Consider the following 19,520-nt stretch of genomic DNA (forward strand, 5'->3'; position numbering starts at 1 on the left):
CAATCGGCGCTCGGGAATCATTAAACGGAGAGGGATAATGGGTCAGCTTGACCATCTTCTGGAAAAAAACCGGGCCTGGGCGGATGGCATCAAGGCCCAGGATCCGCAGTTTTTCCACCGCCTGTCGAATCAGCAGGCTCCGGAATACCTGTGGATAGGCTGTGCGGATAGCCGGGTGCCGGCCAACCAGATCGTCGATCTGATGCCAGGGGAGCTGTTTGTTCACCGAAACGTGGCCAACGTGGTTGTCCATACCGATTTTAACTGTCTGTCGGTGCTGCAGTTCGCCATCGAAGTGTTGAAGGTGAAGCACATTCTGGTGGTTGGCCACTATGGCTGTGGTGGTGTGCGAGCGGCATTGCTCAACGAAGGATTCGGGCTGATCAGCAACTGGCTTCGCCATGTGCAGGATGTCCGTGATCGTCACCAACAGGTGCTGGATGATCTGCCAAGTGTCCAGGACCGGGTGGATCGGTTGTGCGAACTCAATGTCGTTGAGCAGGTCGGGCATGTCTGCCAGAACAACATTGTCCAGGAGGCCTGGAGGCGGGGTCAGCCACTCACGGTCCATGGCTTTGTCTACGATGTGGCTGACGGTGTGCTCCGGGATATGGGGCTGTCGGTCTCCAGTGAGGAGAATCGTGAGCGGGTCCGCCAGAACAGTATCGATGAATTGGTAGAGAGACCGGTTCGCTCCGGGCGTCAGAAAATCGCTCAGTAAAGAATGTAAAATCGCGTCAAAAATTCGTGATGAGCGTCACTTCCTGACCCTCGGCGTCATCACAGTTGGTCACCTCCCGCTTTGTTAGAGTAGTTCTTGCAGTAAGCGAGGAGGTAGACCATGAAAGAACTGATGCAAAAAGCCCTGACTGCCCTGAACCAGCGGAAAGACCTGACTGGCGGCCCGGAGCAACGGGGTCGGGGGCAGAAACCTTCTGAAGCCAGTCAGTCCGAAGACTGGGGCATGTCCCCGGAAGATGCCTTGCGGGTTGGAACGGTTGCCCGCTACAAGTGACTGAGTTTGCCGTGGTATTTACCCTCTGAAAGCCCTCCGGTCTCCACCTTGTAGGGGAGACGCGAGGGCTCATTCCGGTTAGCATATCCCGTCCTTGAACTACCCACGCGGGATCAACCAATCCATGTCATTGCCCAACTCCCATGAAGTCCTGTTGCGAAACCGCCATCTCTTGCAGGGGCGGGTGGCTTTGTTAGGCGTTTCCGCCAACGGGCTACTGTCTGATCTGCCTGCCGGCGGTATGGCCATGAGTGAGCATGCCGGTGTCTGCGCCGCGCTTGCCGGGTACGACGGCTGGGAGGTCTGTTTCGGCTACAACGATCCGGCTCTCGCAGCCGGCAGTTTTGACACCCTGGTGGTGTTTTTGCCCAAAGCCCGCGCAGAGCTTGATTTACGCCTTGCCCTGGCGCGATGGCTGGCGGTGCAGGGCGCGCGGCTGGTGCTTGTTGGTGAAAAGAAGGAAGGTGTTGCCGGGGCCGTCAAGCAGCTCAAGGCCGTGGCGCCGCAGGCGGCCAAGATCGACAGTGCCAGACACTGCCAGGTCTGGTGTGCTGAGACTGTAGAGTCGCTGCCGGATTTCTCGCTTGAGCAATGGATGACCTGGACAGGTATTGACTGCAAAACGGTACATCTGGAAGTCGCCGGGCTGCCGGGAATTTTCAGTCTCGGTGAGCTGGATGAGGGCACCCGGATTCTGCTGGAGACGCTGGACGAAAATCCATTGCGGTCTGGCCCCGTGCTGGATTTTGCTTGTGGTGCCGGTGTCCTTGGTGCCTGGCTGCATCGCTGGCACGAGGGGCAGAATCGACTCACGGTAACGGTCGACGGAATCGACGTGCAGTCCCAGGCGGTTATCTGTGCCCGGGCCACCTATGAGCGCAACGGCGTCTCCGGGCGTATTCTGGCCTCGGATGGCCTCTCGGGGGTTGAGGGCACCTGGCCCGTCATTCTGAGCAACCCCCCTTTTCATACCGGTGTCAGAACCGATCTGTCGATGACCGAGCGCTTTCTTCGAGAGGTGGTGCGTCACCTGGCGCCGGGTGGTGAGGTTCGTCTAGTGGCGAACAGTTTTTTGCCCTACGAGCCATTGATGAAGCGATGCATTGGCCCGGTTGAGCGCCTGCAGGAAGATCGACGATTTACCGTCTATCGGGCATTTCGCCGTTCCTGAACGAAAAAAGCCCCTGGGGTGAGGGGCAAGAGGTTCGCGTCCAGAAAAACGGAGCCAACCGGAAAAGGGATGTTCAGCGTGAACACCTTCCACGTTAGGGTTAATTTCTAGAATAAACAGCCTAGAATGGCGCTTTTGTGACAGAAAGCCTCCAGGATGCCCGAAATGACAACTGCCGAACTCGTTTTTTCCCAGGGCAGGCTGACTCTCAGCCGCCCGGGTACCGGCGATCCGACGCTGAGGGCGTGGGATGCGGCGGACGAGCTCCTGCTGGAACAGGCTATTGATGCCGCAGCCGGCTTCGATGAGCCCCGGATCCTGGTGGTGGATGACCAGTTCGGAGCGCTTGCGCTGGGGCTCTCGCAGTTTTCGCCGACCATCGTTGCTGATAGCGCCGTATTGCCATCCTCACTGCTAACCAATGCCTCATTGAACCCCGGTTTTCCTGCGCCAGGGCCGGTTTGTAGCTGGATCAGTCCGCCGGCGGGCCCGTTCGATCTGGTGGTGATGAGAATACCGCGCCAGGCCGACTATCTGGCGTGGTTATTGCGCTGGCTCAATGGTGTGATAGCGGATTCCGGTGTGTTGCTGGCCGGAGGAATGATCAAGCATTTGCCGGCGAAAAGTGTCGAGGTGTTTGCCGAAGCGGTGCAGACGGAACAGGTTCTGCCAGCGCGCAAGAAGGCTCGGGTAATTCGTTGCCGCAAAGGCGCTGCGACTCTGGCGGGCTGGCCGGGTGCCTGGAGCGGGTATGCATTAACCGGCAGCACCGGTGAGCTGGCGGTGCAAGCATTGCCCGCAGTATTCGCCAGGGAAAGGCTGGATATCGGTAGTCGCTTGCTTCTGCCTCATGTGGCCAAAGCAGCATCGGCTCTGCAAGCCGGCGACTCTGTGCTGGATCTGGCCTGTGGCAACGGTGTGTTGGGCCTGGCAGCTTTAGCAGAGCGCAAAGACTTACAATTCCGCTTCAGCGATGTTTCAAGCCAGGCAGTGCTCAGTGCCCGTCATAACGTCGAGCAGGCATTTCCTGAGGCCCACGCAAGTTTCTCTCACTGCGACGGCATTGACGCTGATGCGGGCGCTTTCGACCTGATCCTGCTGAATCCACCATTCCACGAGGGCGGTGTAGTGGGTGATCATATTGCCCTGCGTTTGTTTGAGCAGGCGTCAGAACACCTTAAGCCAGGTGGTCACATGCTCATGGTGGGAAATCGCCACCTGGGTTATCACCGAAGCCTGCGGCGGTATTTCTCTTGTGTAGAGCAACTCGATGCCAGCCCCAAGTTTGTCGTTTTCCGGGCTGGCAGACGCTGAAGGGTCAAAGAATCAAAGCGTCGGGGCCGGGCGGTCGTAACCCAGGCGCGCCAGAGTGTCGACGATGGTCTGGGTCTGGCTGTCTATTTCGATGTTCACCCGTTGACCTTCTTCACAGGTGCCAAAAGTGGTGGCCCTCAGGGTCTCCGGAATCAGATGAATGTTGAACCGGTTGCCTCGAACTTCGCCTATCGTCAGGCTGGCGCCGTTGATGGCGATGTAGCCTTTGGGAAAAATGTAGCGTGTCCATTCGTCGGGCACTTCAAACCACAGGGTGACGTTGTTTTCCGGTCGCAGAATCTCGACGATCTGGGCTGTGGTGTGGATGTGTCCAGACAACAGGTGGCCGCCAATTTCATCCCCGATCCGGGCGGCCCGTTCGAAATTGACCTGGTCTCCTGTCTTCAGGTCTCCCAGGGTGGTCAGTCTCAGGGTTTCCTGCATGGCGTCAAAATAGAGGACGCTGTCTTGTTGGCGTGTGACGGTCAGGCAGGTTCCGTTGATTGCCACCGAGGCGCCAATGGACACGCCACTTGCCTTGTCTGTTGGCAGTCGTATCGCAAAGGTGCTCAGCCCGGGCTCAGCGTCGACGTCTTCGATGGTTGCAATGCCCTGGACAATGCCTGTGAACATAATCCTGACCTCGTTGGATATGGTGTACGGATGCCTTTCTGGCAGGTGCGCCAAGGATAGCGAGCGGACTGATCAATGCCAAGATCGGAGAAGTGGAATTCAAGTATCGGCTGCGATGGTCGATACTTGTTTAAACCCCTGAATCCGGACAACCCGCCATGGCTGAAAATCAGAGTAAGGCTGCTACCCAGGCGAATGAACCGGCGCAGGCACCGGTACTGAGGCCAGGCCGGGCCGCCGATCCTGTGCCAGCGCCCGTAACAGCGGGTGCCCCGACATCTGCCAGCCAGGCTGCAGAAAACGAACCACCCGATCAGGCCTCGGACGCCAATGCCGAGCCTGATAGCCCTTCGGGCGCTGAAGCGTCCCGGGAGGGGGGGAGTGGCGTGACAGAGAGGGTGTTGGCAGAATCCCGGCAGCGCGGACTCCGGTTGATGCTGCGGCAGTGTGATCGGGTACTGCTGATGGATTTCGACCTCCTCGCCATGAACGGTTGGCCGGACAACTACACAATGGCCGAGGCGCGTCGGGGCCGGGACCTCTGGTTGTTCAGTTCCTTGATCGCCGCAGCGATCTTTCTGAGCGGTCTGACCGGGTTTGTGCCGGCCTGGATTGCAGGCGGTGGTTTTGGTGCCTTCGTGATCATTCTGTTGCTGGGGATACCGGCGGTACGAAGAATCTACACGTCGAAACCTTCCTATCTTGATCTGATCATGACTCGCCAGCGGATGCTTCGCGAGGCAAGGCAGCACGTCGCGCATCTGGAAGGCTCGGATGGCCTGATCTGGCAGTGCGCCCGGATGGCCGATTTCAACCCCGCGCTAAAGAATACCCGGTTCAGCCACCTTTTGAGGTTGTCCGAAAGGCGTAGCCTCTCCAGGCATCTGACGCGCCGTGAGCATGTGCGTCTTTATCTGATCTATCTGCTGGAAGCCGAGAAAGCCTATAGTCGCGTCCAGAAGGCTTTTTTCGAGGGACACCAGGAGGCGATTGATCAGGGATGGGAAGAAGTGGCGGCAGAGCCCGAGCCCAGAGCTTGACATAAGTGCGCTTCAAACGTATGTTTCAAACAGACGTTTGCTAGAGGCATAGATAATAAAATGGCGCACTCTGATACCGTTGACCGGATTCTCGATGCAGCCGAAGAGCTGTTCGCCGACCGGGGTTTTTCGGAAACCTCGCTCCGAATGATTACCAGTAAGGCTAAAGTAAATCTGGCCGCTGTCAATTACCACTTTGGTTCAAAGAACGCTCTGATTCACGCCGTTTTTGCGCGCTTTCTGACGCCGTTTTCCGCAACCCTGGAAAACGCCTTTGATGAGCTTGAGGAGCGGTGTGATGGTAAACCGCCCACATTGAACCAGACCCTCTGGGCGCTCACCGAAAGCGCAGTGCGCATGCCCCAGCGCAACGAGAAGGGTATCTCGATTTTCATGCGCCTGCTCGGGCTTGCCTACACCCAGTCCCAGGGCCATTTGCGCAAGTTCCTGGAGCAGGAATACAGCGAGCCTTTCAGCCGTTTCATGAGGCTGCTCAAGGAAGCGACCCCGCAACTGTCCTCGGTGGATCGATACTGGCGCATCCAGTTCATGCTCGGGGCAACGGCGTTCACCATGTCCAGCAGTGATGCGTTGAGGGATATCCTTCAGAACAAACTGGGTGTGGAAACCACCGTTCAGGAAATTGCCGCCCGACTGGTACCCTTCCTGGCCGCGGGCATGCAGGCAGAAGATGCCATGCTGATTCCGCCCGCCGGTAGCAGGGTCTCGGTTGCCTGAGTTCCTCTCTGTCGGTTAGGCTTTCTCCTTGATCTCCAAGGGAGCCTGACCGGTTTTGATCCATTCTTCATCCGTCCACATTGTCATTGATCTGACCCTCCAGCGCCTGCGGCTTGAAACCGGAGGCGGGGAGCTTATCGCCTCCTATCCGGTTTCCACCGGGCTCAACGGGGCCGGTGAGAACGATGGCAGTGGCTGCACTCCACGAGGCGAACACTACGTTCGCGCGAGTATTGGCTCGGGGCTTCCTGTAGGAACGGTATTCCGTGGCCGGCGGCCGACAGGCGAAACCTATAGCTCCGAACTAGCCCGTGAACATCCCGACCGTGATTGGATCCTCAGTCGGATTCTCTGGTTGTGCGGCCGTGAGTGGGGCAAAAACCGTGGGCCGGGTGTCGATACTTTTCGCCGCTTCATATACATTCACGGCACCCCGGACAGCGAGCCGATGGGGGTGCCGCTGTCCCACGGTTGTGTCCGGATGCGCAACGAAGACATTATTGATCTGTTTGATCGTGTCGGTCCTGGAACCGCCGTTTCCATTCAATAAACATACACATATCAGAGGGATCCGATGATCGGGGATTTCATGGCCATGGTGAATGGCTGGATCGAGAATTTCGGACTGCTGTCTGAAGCCTGGCGCGTCGGCATAGTCGTATTTGCGTTGGTTTTCGGAACGGCCACAGTGGCGTATATCGCCAGCCACATCATCGGGGCACTTGAACGCAAATTCAGCCAGACAAAAAACCTGTTCGACGATGCGTTACTGCATGCGGCTCGCAAGCCGGTCGTAGCGTTTGTCTGGCTGCAGGGGGTCTACTGGGCTGCAGAAGTGGCCCACAAATACTCGGAAGCCGAGATTTTCAAGGCCAATGAGTCGGTACTGCAGATTGGTTTCATCTTCATCCTGGTCTGGGTGGTTTTGCGCCTGATCAAGGAGGCAGAGGGGATACTGGTATCGCCCCTGAAAATGAAGCAGCCGATGGACTACACCACCGTCAACGCGGTGAGCAAACTCTCCCGGGCCGTGGTCATCATCACCGCGGTACTGATTGCAATGCAATCCATGGGTTACAGCATCTCCGGGGTCCTGGCATTTGGCGGCGTGGGTGGCATTGCCGTCGGCTTTGCCGCCAAAGACCTGCTCGCCAACTTTTTCGGTGGCTTTATTATTCATCTCGACCGGCCATTCAAGGTCGGGGACTGGGTGCGTTCGCCGGACCGGAACATTGAAGGCACGGTTGAACACATCGGCTGGCGCCTGACCACAATCCGAACCTTCGACAAACGTCCGCTCTATGTGCCGAATGCGGCATTCACCACCATCGCAGTAGAGAATCCGTCGCGCATGACCAATCGCCGGATCTACGAAACCGTTGGCATCCGGTATGCCGACGTGGGTCAGATGGCGTCCATCGTCGATGACATCAAGGCCATGCTTCAAGAGCACGAGGAGATTGACAGCGACGAGACCCTGATCGTGAACTTCCTTGCGTTCAATGCGTCCTCGCTGGATATCATGGTTTATACCTTCACCAAAACCACCCAGTGGGTCCGGTTCCATGAGGTGAAGCAGGATGTGCTGTTGAAAATCAGCGACATCATTGAAGGTTACGGTGCCGAAGTGGCCTTCCCGACCCGCACGCTGCATCTTCCGGATGGCGTGAGGCTCTCCGGATCGCAGTCCGATGACTCCTCAGACGAAAGAGCGGCGGATTCCTCCAGCAAGAGTGCCGGGAAATCGCAGAGTCGTCAGGCAACCGGAGATGTGGAAGATTCAGGAGAGGCAGAATGACGTCACCGGAGAAAATGCACCCTGTTGGTATTATTGGCGGCACCGGTCTGACCACTCTTTCGGGCCTGGAAATCACCGGTGAAAGGCAGGCAGGCACGCCATGGGGCAGTCCATCTGCGCCACTGGTGGAAGGGCGGCTTGGCGATCAGCCTGTTATCTTTCTGTCGCGACATGGTAATCCGCACCGGATTCCGCCCCATCAAGTAAACTACCGGGCGAATCTGACGGCCCTTTTCGATGCCGGCGTCCGGACGGTAGTGGGTGTCAACGCCGTCGGCGGTATCCACCCGGATATGGGCCCTGCCCATGTCGTTATTCCAGATCAGATTATCGATTACACCTGGGGGCGTGCCAGCACCTTTTTCGAGGGTGACCTGGACTCGGTGACCCACATTGATTTCACCTGGCCCTATGATGAGAGTGCCCGCCAGATTCTGATAGACGCGGCCGGTGCAGAAGACGTGCCGTTTTCCGGTTTCGGAGTGTATGGCGCAACCCAGGGGCCAAGGTTGGAAACTTCAGCCGAGATCATCCGGATGGAGCGGGACGGATGCGACCTGGTGGGCATGACCGGCATGCCGGAAGCTGCTCTGGCGGCGGAACTGGGAATACGCTATGTCTGTCTTGGGCTGGTGGTGAATTGGGCGGCCGGAAAATCCGACCACATTATCACCATGGAGGAGATAGAGGCGGCCATTGAGCAGGGAATGTCTGGTGTCAGACGGATTCTCGAGGTCTCAATGGCCGGCCTTGGGGTGCTTACTCCGTTGCCTCAATCTTCTTGAAGAACACCAGTACGCCGATGGTGGGGGAGTCCAGGAAATGGATCTCCTCACTGCGCATCCGGCGGGTTTCCCGAATCCAGGTTAACAGTTCGAGTGGAGCGGGTTCAGCCAGCACAGGCAGTTGCTGAGCCGCAGACTCGTCGGTTGTGGCTGAGGCCGCGGTGGTTTGTTCTGTATTGGAGGCTCCGTCGGGAGAGGGGGTTTCCCCGGACACCCCAGTGACGGCGTTTTCAGAGAGTTCTGAATCTTCTTCCGCCGCCTGCCAGTGGTTGAGATGAACATTGACGTGCAAGTAGCGTTGCCGGTCAATGGTTATGTGCCCCTCAACCTCCCGGGCGCGAGCGTCCTCAATCCAGTCGCCTGTCTCGACCCGCAAAGGCGTGCCCTCGTAATCCGGCGGAAACGCCTCGTACCAACCGGCTGCCACGAGCACACGGTACCGGCCGCTGCGCTCAAGTCGCGCGGCGGCGCTGGCGAGATGAAGATCCTTCCGGGGCGCCAGTTCGAGGGTGGTTTCCGTGGTGCCATTCTCAAGCACTGACCAGAGAACCTCTTCTGTTTCCGTCGGCTCCTCCACCGTGCGGCCAGACATTCGCTCATTCACGGCCTCGGGTTCTATGATCCGCTCCAGAATCACGAATTCGGCCCGATAGTAGTCGTCGGGAATGGGCGTGCCGGGTTCAAGAGGCAGCGTTGCCCGGTCAGGCTGCTGGGCGGCGCCGGTGACGGCAAAGCTCAGCAGGAGGGCTGCCAGGAGGGCCCGGGTCGGGTATCGGCACCAGCGAATTCCATCAATTTGCAAGGGTCGTACTCCACATGTTGGTCGGCCGTTCATGAGCCGGACGCGTCACTTTTAGCAGGCTCCAACTCGCCAAGCATCCGGGAAATGCCGTCGAGTTTACCACCGGTTGTGGCATCCTTCAGCCGAAAACGGAAGCTGTTGGCACCTTCAAGCCGGTACTGGTCCGGTGCGGATTGCACTTTTTTAACCAGAACCAGAGGATCCACCGGTGTCGAGCTGCCAAACTCCAGTCGCGCCCATTCCTTGCCTGCATCCACTTTCACGATGCCCAGGGCTTCCGCCCGTAGGCGAAGTTCGGTCTGGCGGATCAGATTTTTGGCCGGATCCGGTAACAATCCGAACCGGTCAATCATCTCAACCTGAAGTTCTTTTAATGCTTCCGGGCTGTCCACGCTGGCAATGCGCTTGTACAGCATCAGGCGGTTATGGACATCGGGCAGGTAATCCTCCGGGATCAGCGCCGGAATCCTCAGATTCATTTCGGTGCCATGGCTCAGGGGCAGATCGGCGTTGGGTGTCCGGCCCTCTCGGATCGCCTTGACGGCTTCGTCCAGCAGCTGCATGTACAGGGTAAAGCCGATGCTTTCGATCTGGCCGCTCTGTTCCTCCCCCAATAACTCACCGGCGCCCCGGATTTCCAGGTCGTGGGTTGCAAGCATGAAGCCGGCGCCGAGGTCCTGCGCTTCGGAGATGGCATCCAGCCGCTTCTTGGCGTCCGCCGTAATTGATTTCGGCGGTGGCGTGAGCAGGTAGGCGTAGGCCTGGTGGTGCGACCGGCCAACGCGACCCCGAAGCTGGTGCAGTTGGGCCAGGCCGAATTTGTCGGCCCGTTCGATAATGATGGTGTTGGCACTTGGGACGTCGATGCCGGTTTCAATGATGGTTGTGCACACCAGCACGTTGAAGCGCTTGTGGTAGAAATCCGACATGATCTTCTCGAGATCCCGCTCCCGCATCTGGCCGTGGGCGACGGCCACGCGGGCTTCGGGTATCAGTGAACGAAGATCTTCTGCGGTTTTTTCAATGGTGGCCACATCGTTGTGGAGGAAATAAACCTGACCGCCGCGGAGGATTTCCCGCAAGATGGCTTCCTTGACCATGGCGTTGTCTTTCTGGCGCACGAAGGTTTTCACCGAGAGTCGCCGCGCTGGCGGTGTTGCGATAATCGAGAGATCCCGCAGGTGTCCCATGGCCATGTTCAGGGTCCGTGGAATCGGAGTGGCCGTCAGGTTCAGCATGTCCACTTCGGCCCGCAGCGCTTTTAATCTTTCCTTTTGCTGCACACCAAATCGGTGCTCCTCGTCGATAATCACCAGTCCGAGATTCTTGAACTTGATGTCGCCCTGAAGCAGTTTGTGGGTGCCGATAACGATGTCCGCCTTGCCATTTTCCACAGCCTCCAGAGCTTTGTTGGTCTGGCCAACGGTGCGGAACCGGCTGAGCAGTTCAACCTGCACCGGTGTATCCGAGAAACGATCCCGGAAGGATTCGTAATGCTGCTGGGCAAGCAGGGTGGTCGGAACCAGGACCGCCACCTGTTTGCCGGACCAGGTAGCCAGGAATGCTGCGCGCATGGCCACCTCGGTTTTTCCGAAACCCACGTCGCCACACACCAGGCGGTCCATGGGTCGCTCGCTGGTCATGTCCTCGAATACTGACTGGATGGCGACCTGCTGGTCCGGCGTTTCCTCGAATGGGAAGCCTGCGGCAAAGGCGCGATAGGCCTCTTTCGGATCCTCGAAACTGAAGCCCTTGCGCGCTTCCCGGCGGGCGTAGACGTCCAGTAGCTCGGCGGCGGTATCGCGGATTTTCTCCAGGGCTTTCTGCTTGGCAGTGCTCCAGCGATCCGTTCCGAGCTTGTGCAGCGGTGCGTGCTCGGTGTCATTCCCGGCATAGCGGGAAATGAGGTGCAGACTGGAAACCGGCACATAAAGCTTGGAGCCGCCGGCGTACTCGAGCATCAGAAATTCGCTGGCTTCACCCTCGACTGTAATGGTTTCAAGGCCCAGATAGCGGCCAACGCCGTGGTCGATGTGAACCACCGGTGCACCAATCCGCAATTCCGACAGGTCCCGGAAACCGGCATCGTCGGTTTCCGTCGGCTTTTCGCGGCGGCGCCGCTGCAGTACCCGCTCTCCAAACAGGGCCGTTTCTGTAATAAGGGCAACGGAATGCTCCGGCAGCACCAGACCTTGCTCCATCGGTGCAATGGTCATGGCCAGTGGAGTCTCTTTATCCTCAAGAAATGCCTGCCAGCCTGAGAGGGTTTTCAACTCAAGACCCTGTTCGCCAAGATTCTCGATCAGGGCTTCTCGCCGACCGGAAGACTCTGCGCAGATCAGCACATGGCCGTCGAACTCGCCGAGAAAGCGCTTGAGGCGACCGGCAGGATCAGCGGTCCGACCATCCATTGCGATATCCGGCAGGGTTCTTGTCGGGCAATTGACCGAACCGGCGGACTCCTGGCTGTCGGAGGAGATGGTTACCCTCGGGAAGGCTTTCAGATTTCTGAACAGTTCTTCCTGCTGCAGAAACAGGCGAGTGGGCGGCAGGATCGGCCGCAGTCGATCGTGGCGGCGATCCTCGTATCGATTACGGGTTTCGCTGTCAAAGTGGCTGACTGCATCGTTCAGTCCGTCGGCGGTAAAGACGTGGGTTGCCCCTGGCAGGTAGTCGAACAGGGTGGCCGTCTCGTCGAAGAACAGGGGCAGGTAATACTCGATTCCCGGCGGGGTAATGCCGTGTGTGACATCCTGGTAGATCGGCGTGTCCTTGTCGGCATCCGGGAACTGTTCGAACCAGCGGCTGCGAAAGCCGGACCGTGCCTCTTTGTGCCAGGGGAATTCGAATGCAGGCAGCAGCTCGATGCGATCAATCCGGTCGATCGAACGCTGGGTTTCCGGATCGAAGGTGCGGAGGGTCTCGATCTCGTCATCGAACAGGTCAATCCGGTAGGGTTGGTTGGCGCCCATCGGAAAGATGTCCAGTATCGCGCCGCGAACGGCGTATTCGCCGTGTTCGTAGACGTTCTCAGCGTGTCTGTAACCTGCCGCCTCCAGCTGCATTCGCCAGCTTTCAATATCCAGTGACTGTCCCACTTCCAGGAGTAGGGTGTTGCCCTGGAGGTAATTTACCGGCGGCAGCCTGTGCATCAGAGTCCTGGCCGGAACCACCAATACCCCATGGCTGGTTGAGGGAAGGCGGTGCAACGTCCGGATTCGCCGGGAAATGATGTCCTGGTGGGGCGAAAACAGATCGTAGGGCAGGGTCTCCCAGTCTGGGAGAGAAAGCAGTTCCAAGCCGTCCTCGCTGACAGCCGGACCATCCTCTTCCGGGGGCAGGCCAAGAAAGAACCGCATGGCCTGCTCTAGCCGGATGGCATCGGCGGTGCTGCGGGTTATCACCAGAGTAAGACCCTTGTGGGCGCGGGCACTCTCACAGATGGCCAGTGCGTCGCTGCTGCCGTGCAATTGGCCCCATGTTCTGTGATCAGCCGGTCGGGACGGGAATTCCGGGGCAATCATGGATCGGGGAGACGGGCGTGTGCTGGCACCTTGGCTCATGGGCGGTCTGATACTCCTGATGTGGATGTCCGGGAGGCGGTGAGGCGCGTATTCTAACGCTCGGAGGTGACGCTGTCATGGCGGCGCCAGGGCGGCCTCGATCGGTAAAAAAGCAAACCGCATCTATACGAAGGTCATGGCCTGACGTATTTGCGGTCGGCCGGATTAAGTTGGATAATGTGCGCCCAAATTTCCAAGTGCCAACTGCAGAGGTCCAAGCGTGAGTCACGAACAGATCAATCAGTACCTGTCCAACTGGACAGAAAGAGAATCCACTGCGGAAGCCATGATTCCGCTGATCGGCCGCCTCTACCGCAAGAACAACGTGGTTACTTCTGTATACGGCCGCGCCATCATCAACCAGTCGGTTATTGATATCATTCGCGCTCACCGGTTTGTGCGCCAGGTTGAAGACAGCGAACTCTCTGTTCACGACACCCTGCCGATCCTGCAGGCCATGGACAAGCTTGATCTGGGCCGCGCCCACGTGGATATCGGCAAGCTGGCGGTCAAGTTCAAAGAGGAAGGCGGCGACCTGACCGAATTCCTCAAGCGCGAAATCGGCCCGGTAGTTGGGCAGTACGCGGCTCAGTCCGAGGAAGATGCCAACAACGACACCAAAGACGTGGTTCTGTATGGTTTCGGCCGTATCGGTCGCCTGCTGGCCCGCATCCTGATCGAGAAGGCCGGTGGTGGTAACAACCTGCGTCTGCGCGCGATTGTCGTTCGTCAGGGCGGCGCTGAAAATGACCTCGAGAAGCGTGCGAGCCTGCTGCGCCGTGACTCTGTACACGGCCCGTTCGATGGCACCATCACCGTTGATGAAAAAGAGTCCGCTCTGATTGCCAACGGCAACTATATCAAGGTGATCTACTCTGACGGTCCTGACAAAGTGGATTACACAGACTACGGCATCAATAACGCCATTGTTATCGACAACACCGGTAAGTGGCGTGACGAAGCAGGTCTTGGTTTGCATCTGAAATCCAAGGGCGTCAGCCGCGTTATCCTGACCGCGCCGGGCAAGGGTGATATCAAGAACATCGTTTATGGCATCAACAACGACTGGATCACCGACGAAGACAAGATCCTGTCCGCCGCTTCCTGTACCACCAACGCCATCACGCCCGTGCTGAAGGCGATTGAAGACGAGTACGGTATCGAAGATGGCCACGTTGAGACGGTGCACTCCTACACCAACGACCAGAACCTGATCGACAACTACCACAAGGGAAGCCGTCGCGGACGGAGCGCAGCCCTGAACATGGTAATTACCGAGACAGGTGCCGCCAAGGCCGTTGCCAAGGCGCTGCCCGTGCTGAAAGGCAAGCTGACAGGCAATGCCATTCGGGTGCCGACGCCGAACGTCTCCATGGCGATCCTGAATCTCAACCTCAAGAAAGACGTTGATGTGGAAGGCGTGAACGACTATCTGCGGGATATGGCGTTGCATTCAGAGCTGCAGAAGCAGATCGACTTCGTGAATTCCCCGGAAGTGGTTTCCACCGACTTTGTCGGCTCCCGCCATGCCGGCATCGTAGATGCCCAGGCGACAATCGCCAGCGGTAAGCGCCTGATCCTGTACGTGTGGTACGACAACGAGTTCGGTTACAGCGCTCAGGTTATCCGTGTGGTCAATCAGATGGCCGGCGTAAGTTACCCGATCTTCCCCAAACGTGCGAGAGACTGAGCGCATCGCACCGATCCGGTGAAGTAACGGTTCTGAAAACCCCGATGGCACCTGCTGTCGGGGTTTTTGTTTTTAAGGCTGGCCAGTCGGCTCGTTTCGCTGTCGTCGCATAACCCGTTCCGGTTTCTGGTGGAAATAGGATTCCTTAATCTCTATAATTGGCGCGATTTTGGGTACGTCTGGCACTCCGTTTCTCATGGTTTTTCTGGGCCGCAGGTGTCGGACGTTACGAATCCATTGAAAAGTTTCTGATGATTGGATGAGGCTAATGATCAAGATCAAAAAAGGCCTGGATCTTCCCATCAGCGGCGCTCCTGAACAGACCATTACAGACGGCAAACCCGTTCGCCACGTGGCGTTGATCGGTTTTGACTACATCGGCATGAAGCCGACTATGGCTGTGAAAGAGGGAGACCGTGTCAAGCGCGGTACGCTGCTGTTCACGGACAAGAAGACCGAAGGCGTTCGTTATACGTCACCTGCCGCCGGCGTGGTGAAAGAGATTAACCGTGGTGAGCGTCGGGTATTCCAGTCGATCGTCATCGAAATCGATGGCGATGAGGCTGAGACCTTTGCGCGCTACAGCGAAGCGGACCTTGCCGGCCTGGAACGCCAGCAGGTGGTTGACAATCTGGTGGAGTCCGGGCTTTGGACGGCGTTCAAGACGCGCCCGTACAGCAAGGTGCCCGCCATTGATTCCGCGCCCCATTCCATCTTTGTGTCGGTAATGGACACCAATCCGCTGGCAGCGGACCCGACGGTCATCATTGGCGAGAACAGCCAGGCATTCGAGAAAGGCCTCAACCTGCTTACCAAATTGACCGCAGGCAAGGTGTTTGTCACTGGCAAGCCCGGGTCCAACGTGGCGGTTCCCAAAACCGACGCCGTTGAAGTGCATCAGTTCGATGGCAAGCATCCGGCGGGTAATGTTGGTACCCACATCCATCATCTGGATCCGGTATCCGGAAGCAAGACCGTCTGGAGTATCAATTATCAGGACGTCATCGACATCGCCAAACTGTTCGAGTCCGGAGAAGTTCCGGTCGAGCGTATTGTGGCGATCGGCGGCCCCAAGGCCCTGAAGCCCCGTCTGGTGCGTACCCGCCTGGGTGCCAGTCTTGAGGAACTGCTTGAAGGTGAGGTTGCCACAGATTGCGAGATCCGGGCCATTTCAGGCTCCGTTTTCGGTGGTCGTCGCGGTGATGGTCCCTGCGCCTACCTCGGCCGGTTTGCCAACCAGGTATCGGTACTTGAAGAGGGCAACAAGCGTGAGTTCATGGGTTGGCTGTCTCCGGGCCCCAACAAGTTCTCGGTGCTGAACATTTATCTGTCCAAGCTGACCAGTGGCAAGCTTTTCAACTTCACCACTACTACCAATGGTAGTGAGCGGGCAATGGTTCCGGTAGGAGCCTACGAGCAGATCATGCCTCTGGATATTCTCCCGACTCAGCTGCTGCGTTCGCTGATCGTTGGCGACACAGAGATGGCACAGAAGCTTGGTGCTCTGGAGTTGGATGAAGAAGATCTGGCGCTGTGCACGTTTGTGTGCCCCGGCAAATATGAATACGGTCCGATTCTCCGCGAGAACCTGACCCGAATCGAGATCGAGGGCTAATACGATGGCTATCAGACAGTTTCTCGATGGAATCGAGCATCACTTTGAAAAGGGTGGCAAGTACGAGCGCTGGTACGCGCTGTATGAGGCCGTAGATACCATTTTCTACACTCCCGGCAAGGTAACCTCAACCACTGCCCATGTGCGCGACGGCGTTGACCTCAAGCGCATCATGATCACGGTGTGGTTGTGTACTTTCCCGGCGATGTTCTTCGGTATGTGGAACATCGGCTACCAGGCCAACAGTTTCCTGGCTTCCAACCCGGATGCCATGGTTGCTGATGGCGGCCTGCGGACTGCGTTCATTCAGGCACTGGCCATCACCGGTGCCGGTGCTGGTGTATGGGATAATTTTGTTTACGGCATGGCCTACTTCGTACCCATTTACTTCGTGACCTTTGTGGTCGGTGGTTTCTGGGAAGTGCTGTTTGCCACCGTGCGTCGTCACGAAGTGAACGAAGGTTTCTTCGTTACATCGGTACTGTTCGCACTGATCTGCCCGCCCACAATCCCGCTCTGGCAAGTGGCGCTGGGTATCACCTTTGGTGTCGTGATCGGCAAGGAAGTGTTTGGCGGTACCGGCAAGAACTTCCTGAACCCGGCTTTGACCGGTCGTGCGTTCCTGTACTTTGCCTATCCGGCCCAGATTTCCGGTGACACGGTATGGACCGCGGTTGATGGTTTCAGCGGCGCTACGGCACTGAGCTGGGCCGCGAGCGGCGGCCTGGAAGCGCTGGAAGCACAGATTGGCTGGATGAGCGCCTTTGTTGGAACCATCCAGGGTTCCATGGGTGAAACCTCCACGCTGGCGGTGCTGATCGGCGGTCTGATCCTGCTGGCCATGAAGATTGCCAGCTACCGGATTGTCGGTGGTGTGCTGATCGGCATGATTGGTATGTCTCTGCTTCTGAACATCATTGGTTCTGAAACCAACCCGTTCTTCGGTGTGCCGGCGCACTGGCATCTGGTCATGGGCGGCTTTGCCTTCGGTATGATGTTCATGGCAACGGATCCGGTTTCTGCGGCCATGACCAACACGGGTCGCTGGTGCTTCGGTATTCTGGTGGGCGTAATGACCGTATTGATCCGCGTCATCAACCCGGCCTTCCCGGAAGGCATCATGCTGGCCATCCTCTTCGCTAACCTGTTTGCGCCGCTGATGGATCACTACGTGGTTCAGGCCAACATCAAACGGAGGCTTGCTCGTGGCTAAAGCTAAAGAAACTGTCTCCCGCACGCTGGTCGTTGCGCTGGTGCTGAGTATCGTGTTCTCTGTTGTGGTCTCCACGGCAGCAGTTCTGCTTCGCCCGGCCCAGATCCAGAACCAGAACCTGGACATCAAGACCAATATTCTGTCCTCAGCCGGCATGCTGGAGCCAGGCTCCAGCGCCGAGCAGATTGAAGAGGCGTTCGCGCGCTTTGACGTTCGGCTGGTTGATCTGGATACCGGCGAGTTCGTCGAGCCCTCTGCCGTTGGCGTCCAGGATCCGATGAAGTACGACATGTACAAGGCTGCTTCCGATCCTCAGATGTCAACCAACATTCCGTCTTCTGAAGACAAGGCCGGTATCAAACGCCGACCGAATGTTGCCAAGGTCTACACCATGAGCGAAAACGGCCAGATTAACCGCGTGGTTCTCCCGATCCACGGCTACGGGCTCTGGTCCACGCTGTACGGCTTCATTTCTCTTGAGGGCGACCTGAACACCATCGAAGGTCTTGGTTTCTATGCCCATGCGGAAACCCCGGGCCTCGGCGGTGAAGTGGACAACCCGCGCTGGAAGCGGCAGTGGGTTGGCAAGGAAGTCTACAACGAAGACCGTTCCGAGCCTCAGGTGCGACTGGTCAAGGGCGGTGTTAGCGCCGACGCGCAGGACAAGGAGCATAAGGTTGATGCTCTCTCCGGTGCGACACTGACAAGCCGCGGCGTTGAGCAACTGGTTAATTACTGGATGGGCGACCGCGGGTACGCGCCGTTCCTGCAAAAACTTCGTGAAGGGGAGGTCTGATCATGGCAGATGCATCAGCCAAACAGGTTCTCTTCGAACCGATCTTCAGCAATAACCCGATTGCCCTGCAGATCCTGGGCATCTGTTCAGCGCTGGCGGTAACCACCAGCATGAACGTTACTCTCGTTATGTGTGCAGCGGTTATTGCCGTTACCGCATTTTCCAACCTCGCGGTGTCGCTGGTACGCACCCAGATTCCGGGTAGTATCCGGATCATCGTGCAGATGACCATTATTGCGTCACTGGTAATCGTGGTTGACCAGGTGCTCAAGGCCTACGCCTACGAGATTTCCAAGCAGCTCTCGGTGTTCGTTGGTCTGATTATTACCAACTGTATCGTTATGGGCCGCGCGGAAGGCTTCGCCATGAAGAATGGCCCCTGGCTGAGCTTCCTGGACGGCGTTGGTAACGGTCTGGGTTACTCCGTACTCCTGATCTTCGTTGCCTTCTTCCGTGAGCTTCTGGGTGCCGGCTCCCTGTTCGGTGTCTCCCTGATGCCGGTGGTCAACGAAGGTGGCTGGTACATTCCGAACGGTCTGCTGCTGCTGCCGCCGAGCGCGTTCTTCATCATCGGTCTGGCTATCTGGGGTCTGCGGACCTGGAAGCCGGAGCAGGTTGAAGAGCCGGACTACAAAATGTCACGTCATGTCGCCAAGGAGGCCTTCTGATGGAACACTATATCAGTCTGATTCTGAAGGCGATTTTCGTTGAGAACATGGCGCTGGCCTTCTTCCTCGGGATGTGTACCTTCCTGGCCATCTCCAAGAAGATCGAGGCTGCGACCGGTCTTGGTATTGCCGTGGTGGTGGTACTGACCGTCACCGTTCCGGTGAATAACCTCCTGTACAACAGCATTCTGCGCGAAGGTGCCCTGGAGTGGGCAGGCCTGCCTAATGTGGACCTGAGCTTCCTCGGATTGCTGACGTATATCGGTGTAATCGCGGCGATTGTCCAGATCATGGAAATGGTTCTGGACAAGTATATCCCGGCGCTCTACGCCGCCCTGGGTGTGTTCCTGCCACTGATCACGGTGAACTGCGCCATCCTGGGTGCCTCGCTGTTCATGGTGGAGCGCGACTACACCTTTGGCGAGAGTGTGGTGTATGGCTTTGGTGCCGGCCTCGGCTGGGCACTGGCAATCATCGCCCTGGCGGGTATCCGCGAGAAGCTGAAGTACAGTGACGTTCCGGAAGGCCTCCGTGGCCTGGGTATCACCTTCATTACTGTTGGTCTGATGTCCCTGGGCTTCATGTCCTTCTCCGGCATCTCACTGTAATTCACCCGGTGATTCGGTTTAACGAAAAGGCGAGACCATGAATACAGAAATTATTCTCGGCGTGGTCATGT

Annotated in this window: 18 protein-coding genes; 15 read left to right on the forward strand and 3 right to left on the reverse strand. The window is 57.7% G+C overall.

The window, feature by feature from the left end; all coding sequences use genetic code 11:
* Positions 1-37: 37 nt before the first annotated feature.
* The 4 genes from can to QZ534_RS06940 all read left to right on the forward strand — a co-directional run bounded on the left by can (position 38) and on the right by QZ534_RS06940 (position 3,500).
* The gene (gene can / locus QZ534_RS06925) at positions 38-721 is read left to right on the forward strand and encodes a carbonate dehydratase (RefSeq protein ID WP_296933062.1); all 684 of its coding nucleotides are present in this window, start codon (positions 38-40) and stop codon (positions 719-721) included.
* Positions 722-841: 120 nt separating this feature from the next.
* On the forward strand, positions 842-1,015 hold the full coding sequence (locus QZ534_RS06930; protein WP_296933064.1) for a hypothetical protein: 174 nt from the start codon (positions 842-844) through the stop codon (positions 1,013-1,015).
* A gap of 124 nt (positions 1,016-1,139) precedes the next feature.
* Positions 1,140-2,186, forward strand: a complete 1,047-nt coding sequence (locus tag QZ534_RS06935; protein WP_296933066.1) for a class I SAM-dependent methyltransferase — start codon at positions 1,140-1,142, stop codon at positions 2,184-2,186.
* 165 nt (positions 2,187-2,351) lie between these two features.
* A complete protein-coding gene (locus QZ534_RS06940) occupies positions 2,352-3,500 on the forward strand; it encodes a methyltransferase (protein ID WP_296933068.1) in 1,149 nt (382 codons plus the stop codon).
* Between the two features lie 12 nt (positions 3,501-3,512).
* Here the strand turns inward: QZ534_RS06940 and QZ534_RS06945 are convergent, their stop codons facing one another.
* The gene (locus QZ534_RS06945) at positions 3,513-4,133 is read right to left on the reverse strand and encodes a riboflavin synthase subunit alpha (RefSeq protein WP_296933070.1); all 621 of its coding nucleotides are present in this window, start codon (positions 4,131-4,133) and stop codon (positions 3,513-3,515) included.
* A gap of 158 nt (positions 4,134-4,291) precedes the next feature.
* Between QZ534_RS06945 and QZ534_RS06950 the strand changes: the two genes are divergently transcribed.
* Genes QZ534_RS06950 through QZ534_RS06970 form a run of 5 tightly spaced genes read left to right on the forward strand, consistent with a single transcriptional unit; the run spans position 4,292 to position 8,494 of the window.
* Complete coding sequence (locus QZ534_RS06950; RefSeq protein WP_296933072.1) at positions 4,292-5,173, forward strand: hypothetical protein; 882 nt, start codon at positions 4,292-4,294, stop codon at positions 5,171-5,173.
* Between the two features lie 60 nt (positions 5,174-5,233).
* Positions 5,234-5,911 carry a TetR/AcrR family transcriptional regulator gene (locus QZ534_RS06955; RefSeq protein ID WP_296933074.1) on the forward strand — a complete coding sequence of 226 codons (678 nt, stop codon included), beginning with the start codon at positions 5,234-5,236 and terminating at the stop codon, positions 5,909-5,911.
* 55 nt (positions 5,912-5,966) lie between these two features.
* The gene (locus tag QZ534_RS06960; RefSeq protein ID WP_296933077.1) at positions 5,967-6,461 is read left to right on the forward strand and encodes a L,D-transpeptidase; all 495 of its coding nucleotides are present in this window, start codon (positions 5,967-5,969) and stop codon (positions 6,459-6,461) included.
* Positions 6,462-6,485: 24 nt separating this feature from the next.
* Positions 6,486-7,709, forward strand: a complete 1,224-nt coding sequence (locus QZ534_RS06965; RefSeq protein ID WP_296933078.1) for a mechanosensitive ion channel family protein — start codon at positions 6,486-6,488, stop codon at positions 7,707-7,709.
* Positions 7,706-8,494: an S-methyl-5'-thioinosine phosphorylase gene (locus QZ534_RS06970; RefSeq protein WP_296933081.1), complete on the forward strand. Its 789-nt coding sequence runs from the start codon at positions 7,706-7,708 to the stop codon at positions 8,492-8,494. The genes QZ534_RS06965 and QZ534_RS06970 overlap by 4 nt, the downstream gene beginning before the upstream one ends.
* Here QZ534_RS06970 and QZ534_RS06975 read toward each other — a convergent pair.
* Both QZ534_RS06975 and mfd read right to left on the reverse strand, forming a co-directional pair.
* On the reverse strand, positions 8,469-9,296 hold the full coding sequence (locus tag QZ534_RS06975) for a CsiV family protein (RefSeq protein ID WP_296933083.1): 828 nt from the start codon (positions 9,294-9,296) through the stop codon (positions 8,469-8,471). The genes QZ534_RS06970 and QZ534_RS06975 overlap by 26 nt on opposite strands.
* A gap of 29 nt (positions 9,297-9,325) precedes the next feature.
* Complete coding sequence (gene mfd, locus QZ534_RS06980; protein WP_296933084.1) at positions 9,326-12,859, reverse strand: transcription-repair coupling factor; 3,534 nt, start codon at positions 12,857-12,859, stop codon at positions 9,326-9,328.
* A 220-nt stretch (positions 12,860-13,079) separates the two neighbouring features.
* On the opposite strand from mfd, the gene QZ534_RS06985 reads away from it, so the two are divergent.
* The 6 genes from QZ534_RS06985 (at position 13,080) to nqrE (ending at position 19,449) form a co-directional block, all read left to right on the forward strand.
* Positions 13,080-14,549, forward strand: a complete 1,470-nt coding sequence (locus QZ534_RS06985; RefSeq protein ID WP_296933087.1) for a glyceraldehyde-3-phosphate dehydrogenase — start codon at positions 13,080-13,082, stop codon at positions 14,547-14,549.
* A 268-nt stretch (positions 14,550-14,817) separates the two neighbouring features.
* Entirely contained in the window at positions 14,818-16,164 is a 1,347-nt protein-coding gene (locus QZ534_RS06990; RefSeq protein ID WP_296933089.1) for a Na(+)-translocating NADH-quinone reductase subunit A, read from the forward strand.
* 4 nt (positions 16,165-16,168) lie between these two features.
* Positions 16,169-17,377, forward strand: a complete 1,209-nt coding sequence (locus QZ534_RS06995; protein ID WP_296933091.1) for an NADH:ubiquinone reductase (Na(+)-transporting) subunit B — start codon at positions 16,169-16,171, stop codon at positions 17,375-17,377.
* On the forward strand, positions 17,370-18,173 hold the full coding sequence (locus QZ534_RS07000; RefSeq protein ID WP_296933093.1) for a Na(+)-translocating NADH-quinone reductase subunit C: 804 nt from the start codon (positions 17,370-17,372) through the stop codon (positions 18,171-18,173). Before QZ534_RS06995 ends, QZ534_RS07000 begins: the two co-directional genes overlap by 8 nt.
* Before the next feature lie 2 nt (positions 18,174-18,175).
* On the forward strand, positions 18,176-18,841 hold the full coding sequence (locus QZ534_RS07005; protein ID WP_008175066.1) for an NADH:ubiquinone reductase (Na(+)-transporting) subunit D: 666 nt from the start codon (positions 18,176-18,178) through the stop codon (positions 18,839-18,841).
* Positions 18,841-19,449 carry an NADH:ubiquinone reductase (Na(+)-transporting) subunit E gene (gene nqrE / locus QZ534_RS07010; RefSeq protein WP_069183244.1) on the forward strand — a complete coding sequence of 203 codons (609 nt, stop codon included), beginning with the start codon at positions 18,841-18,843 and terminating at the stop codon, positions 19,447-19,449. The genes QZ534_RS07005 and nqrE overlap by 1 nt, the downstream gene beginning before the upstream one ends.
* The last annotated feature ends 71 nt before the right edge of the window (positions 19,450-19,520 follow it).

Origin of the sequence: uncultured Marinobacter sp. (assembly GCF_913055835.1) — a bacterium.
Classification (GTDB): Bacteria; Pseudomonadota; Gammaproteobacteria; order Pseudomonadales; family Oleiphilaceae; genus Marinobacter.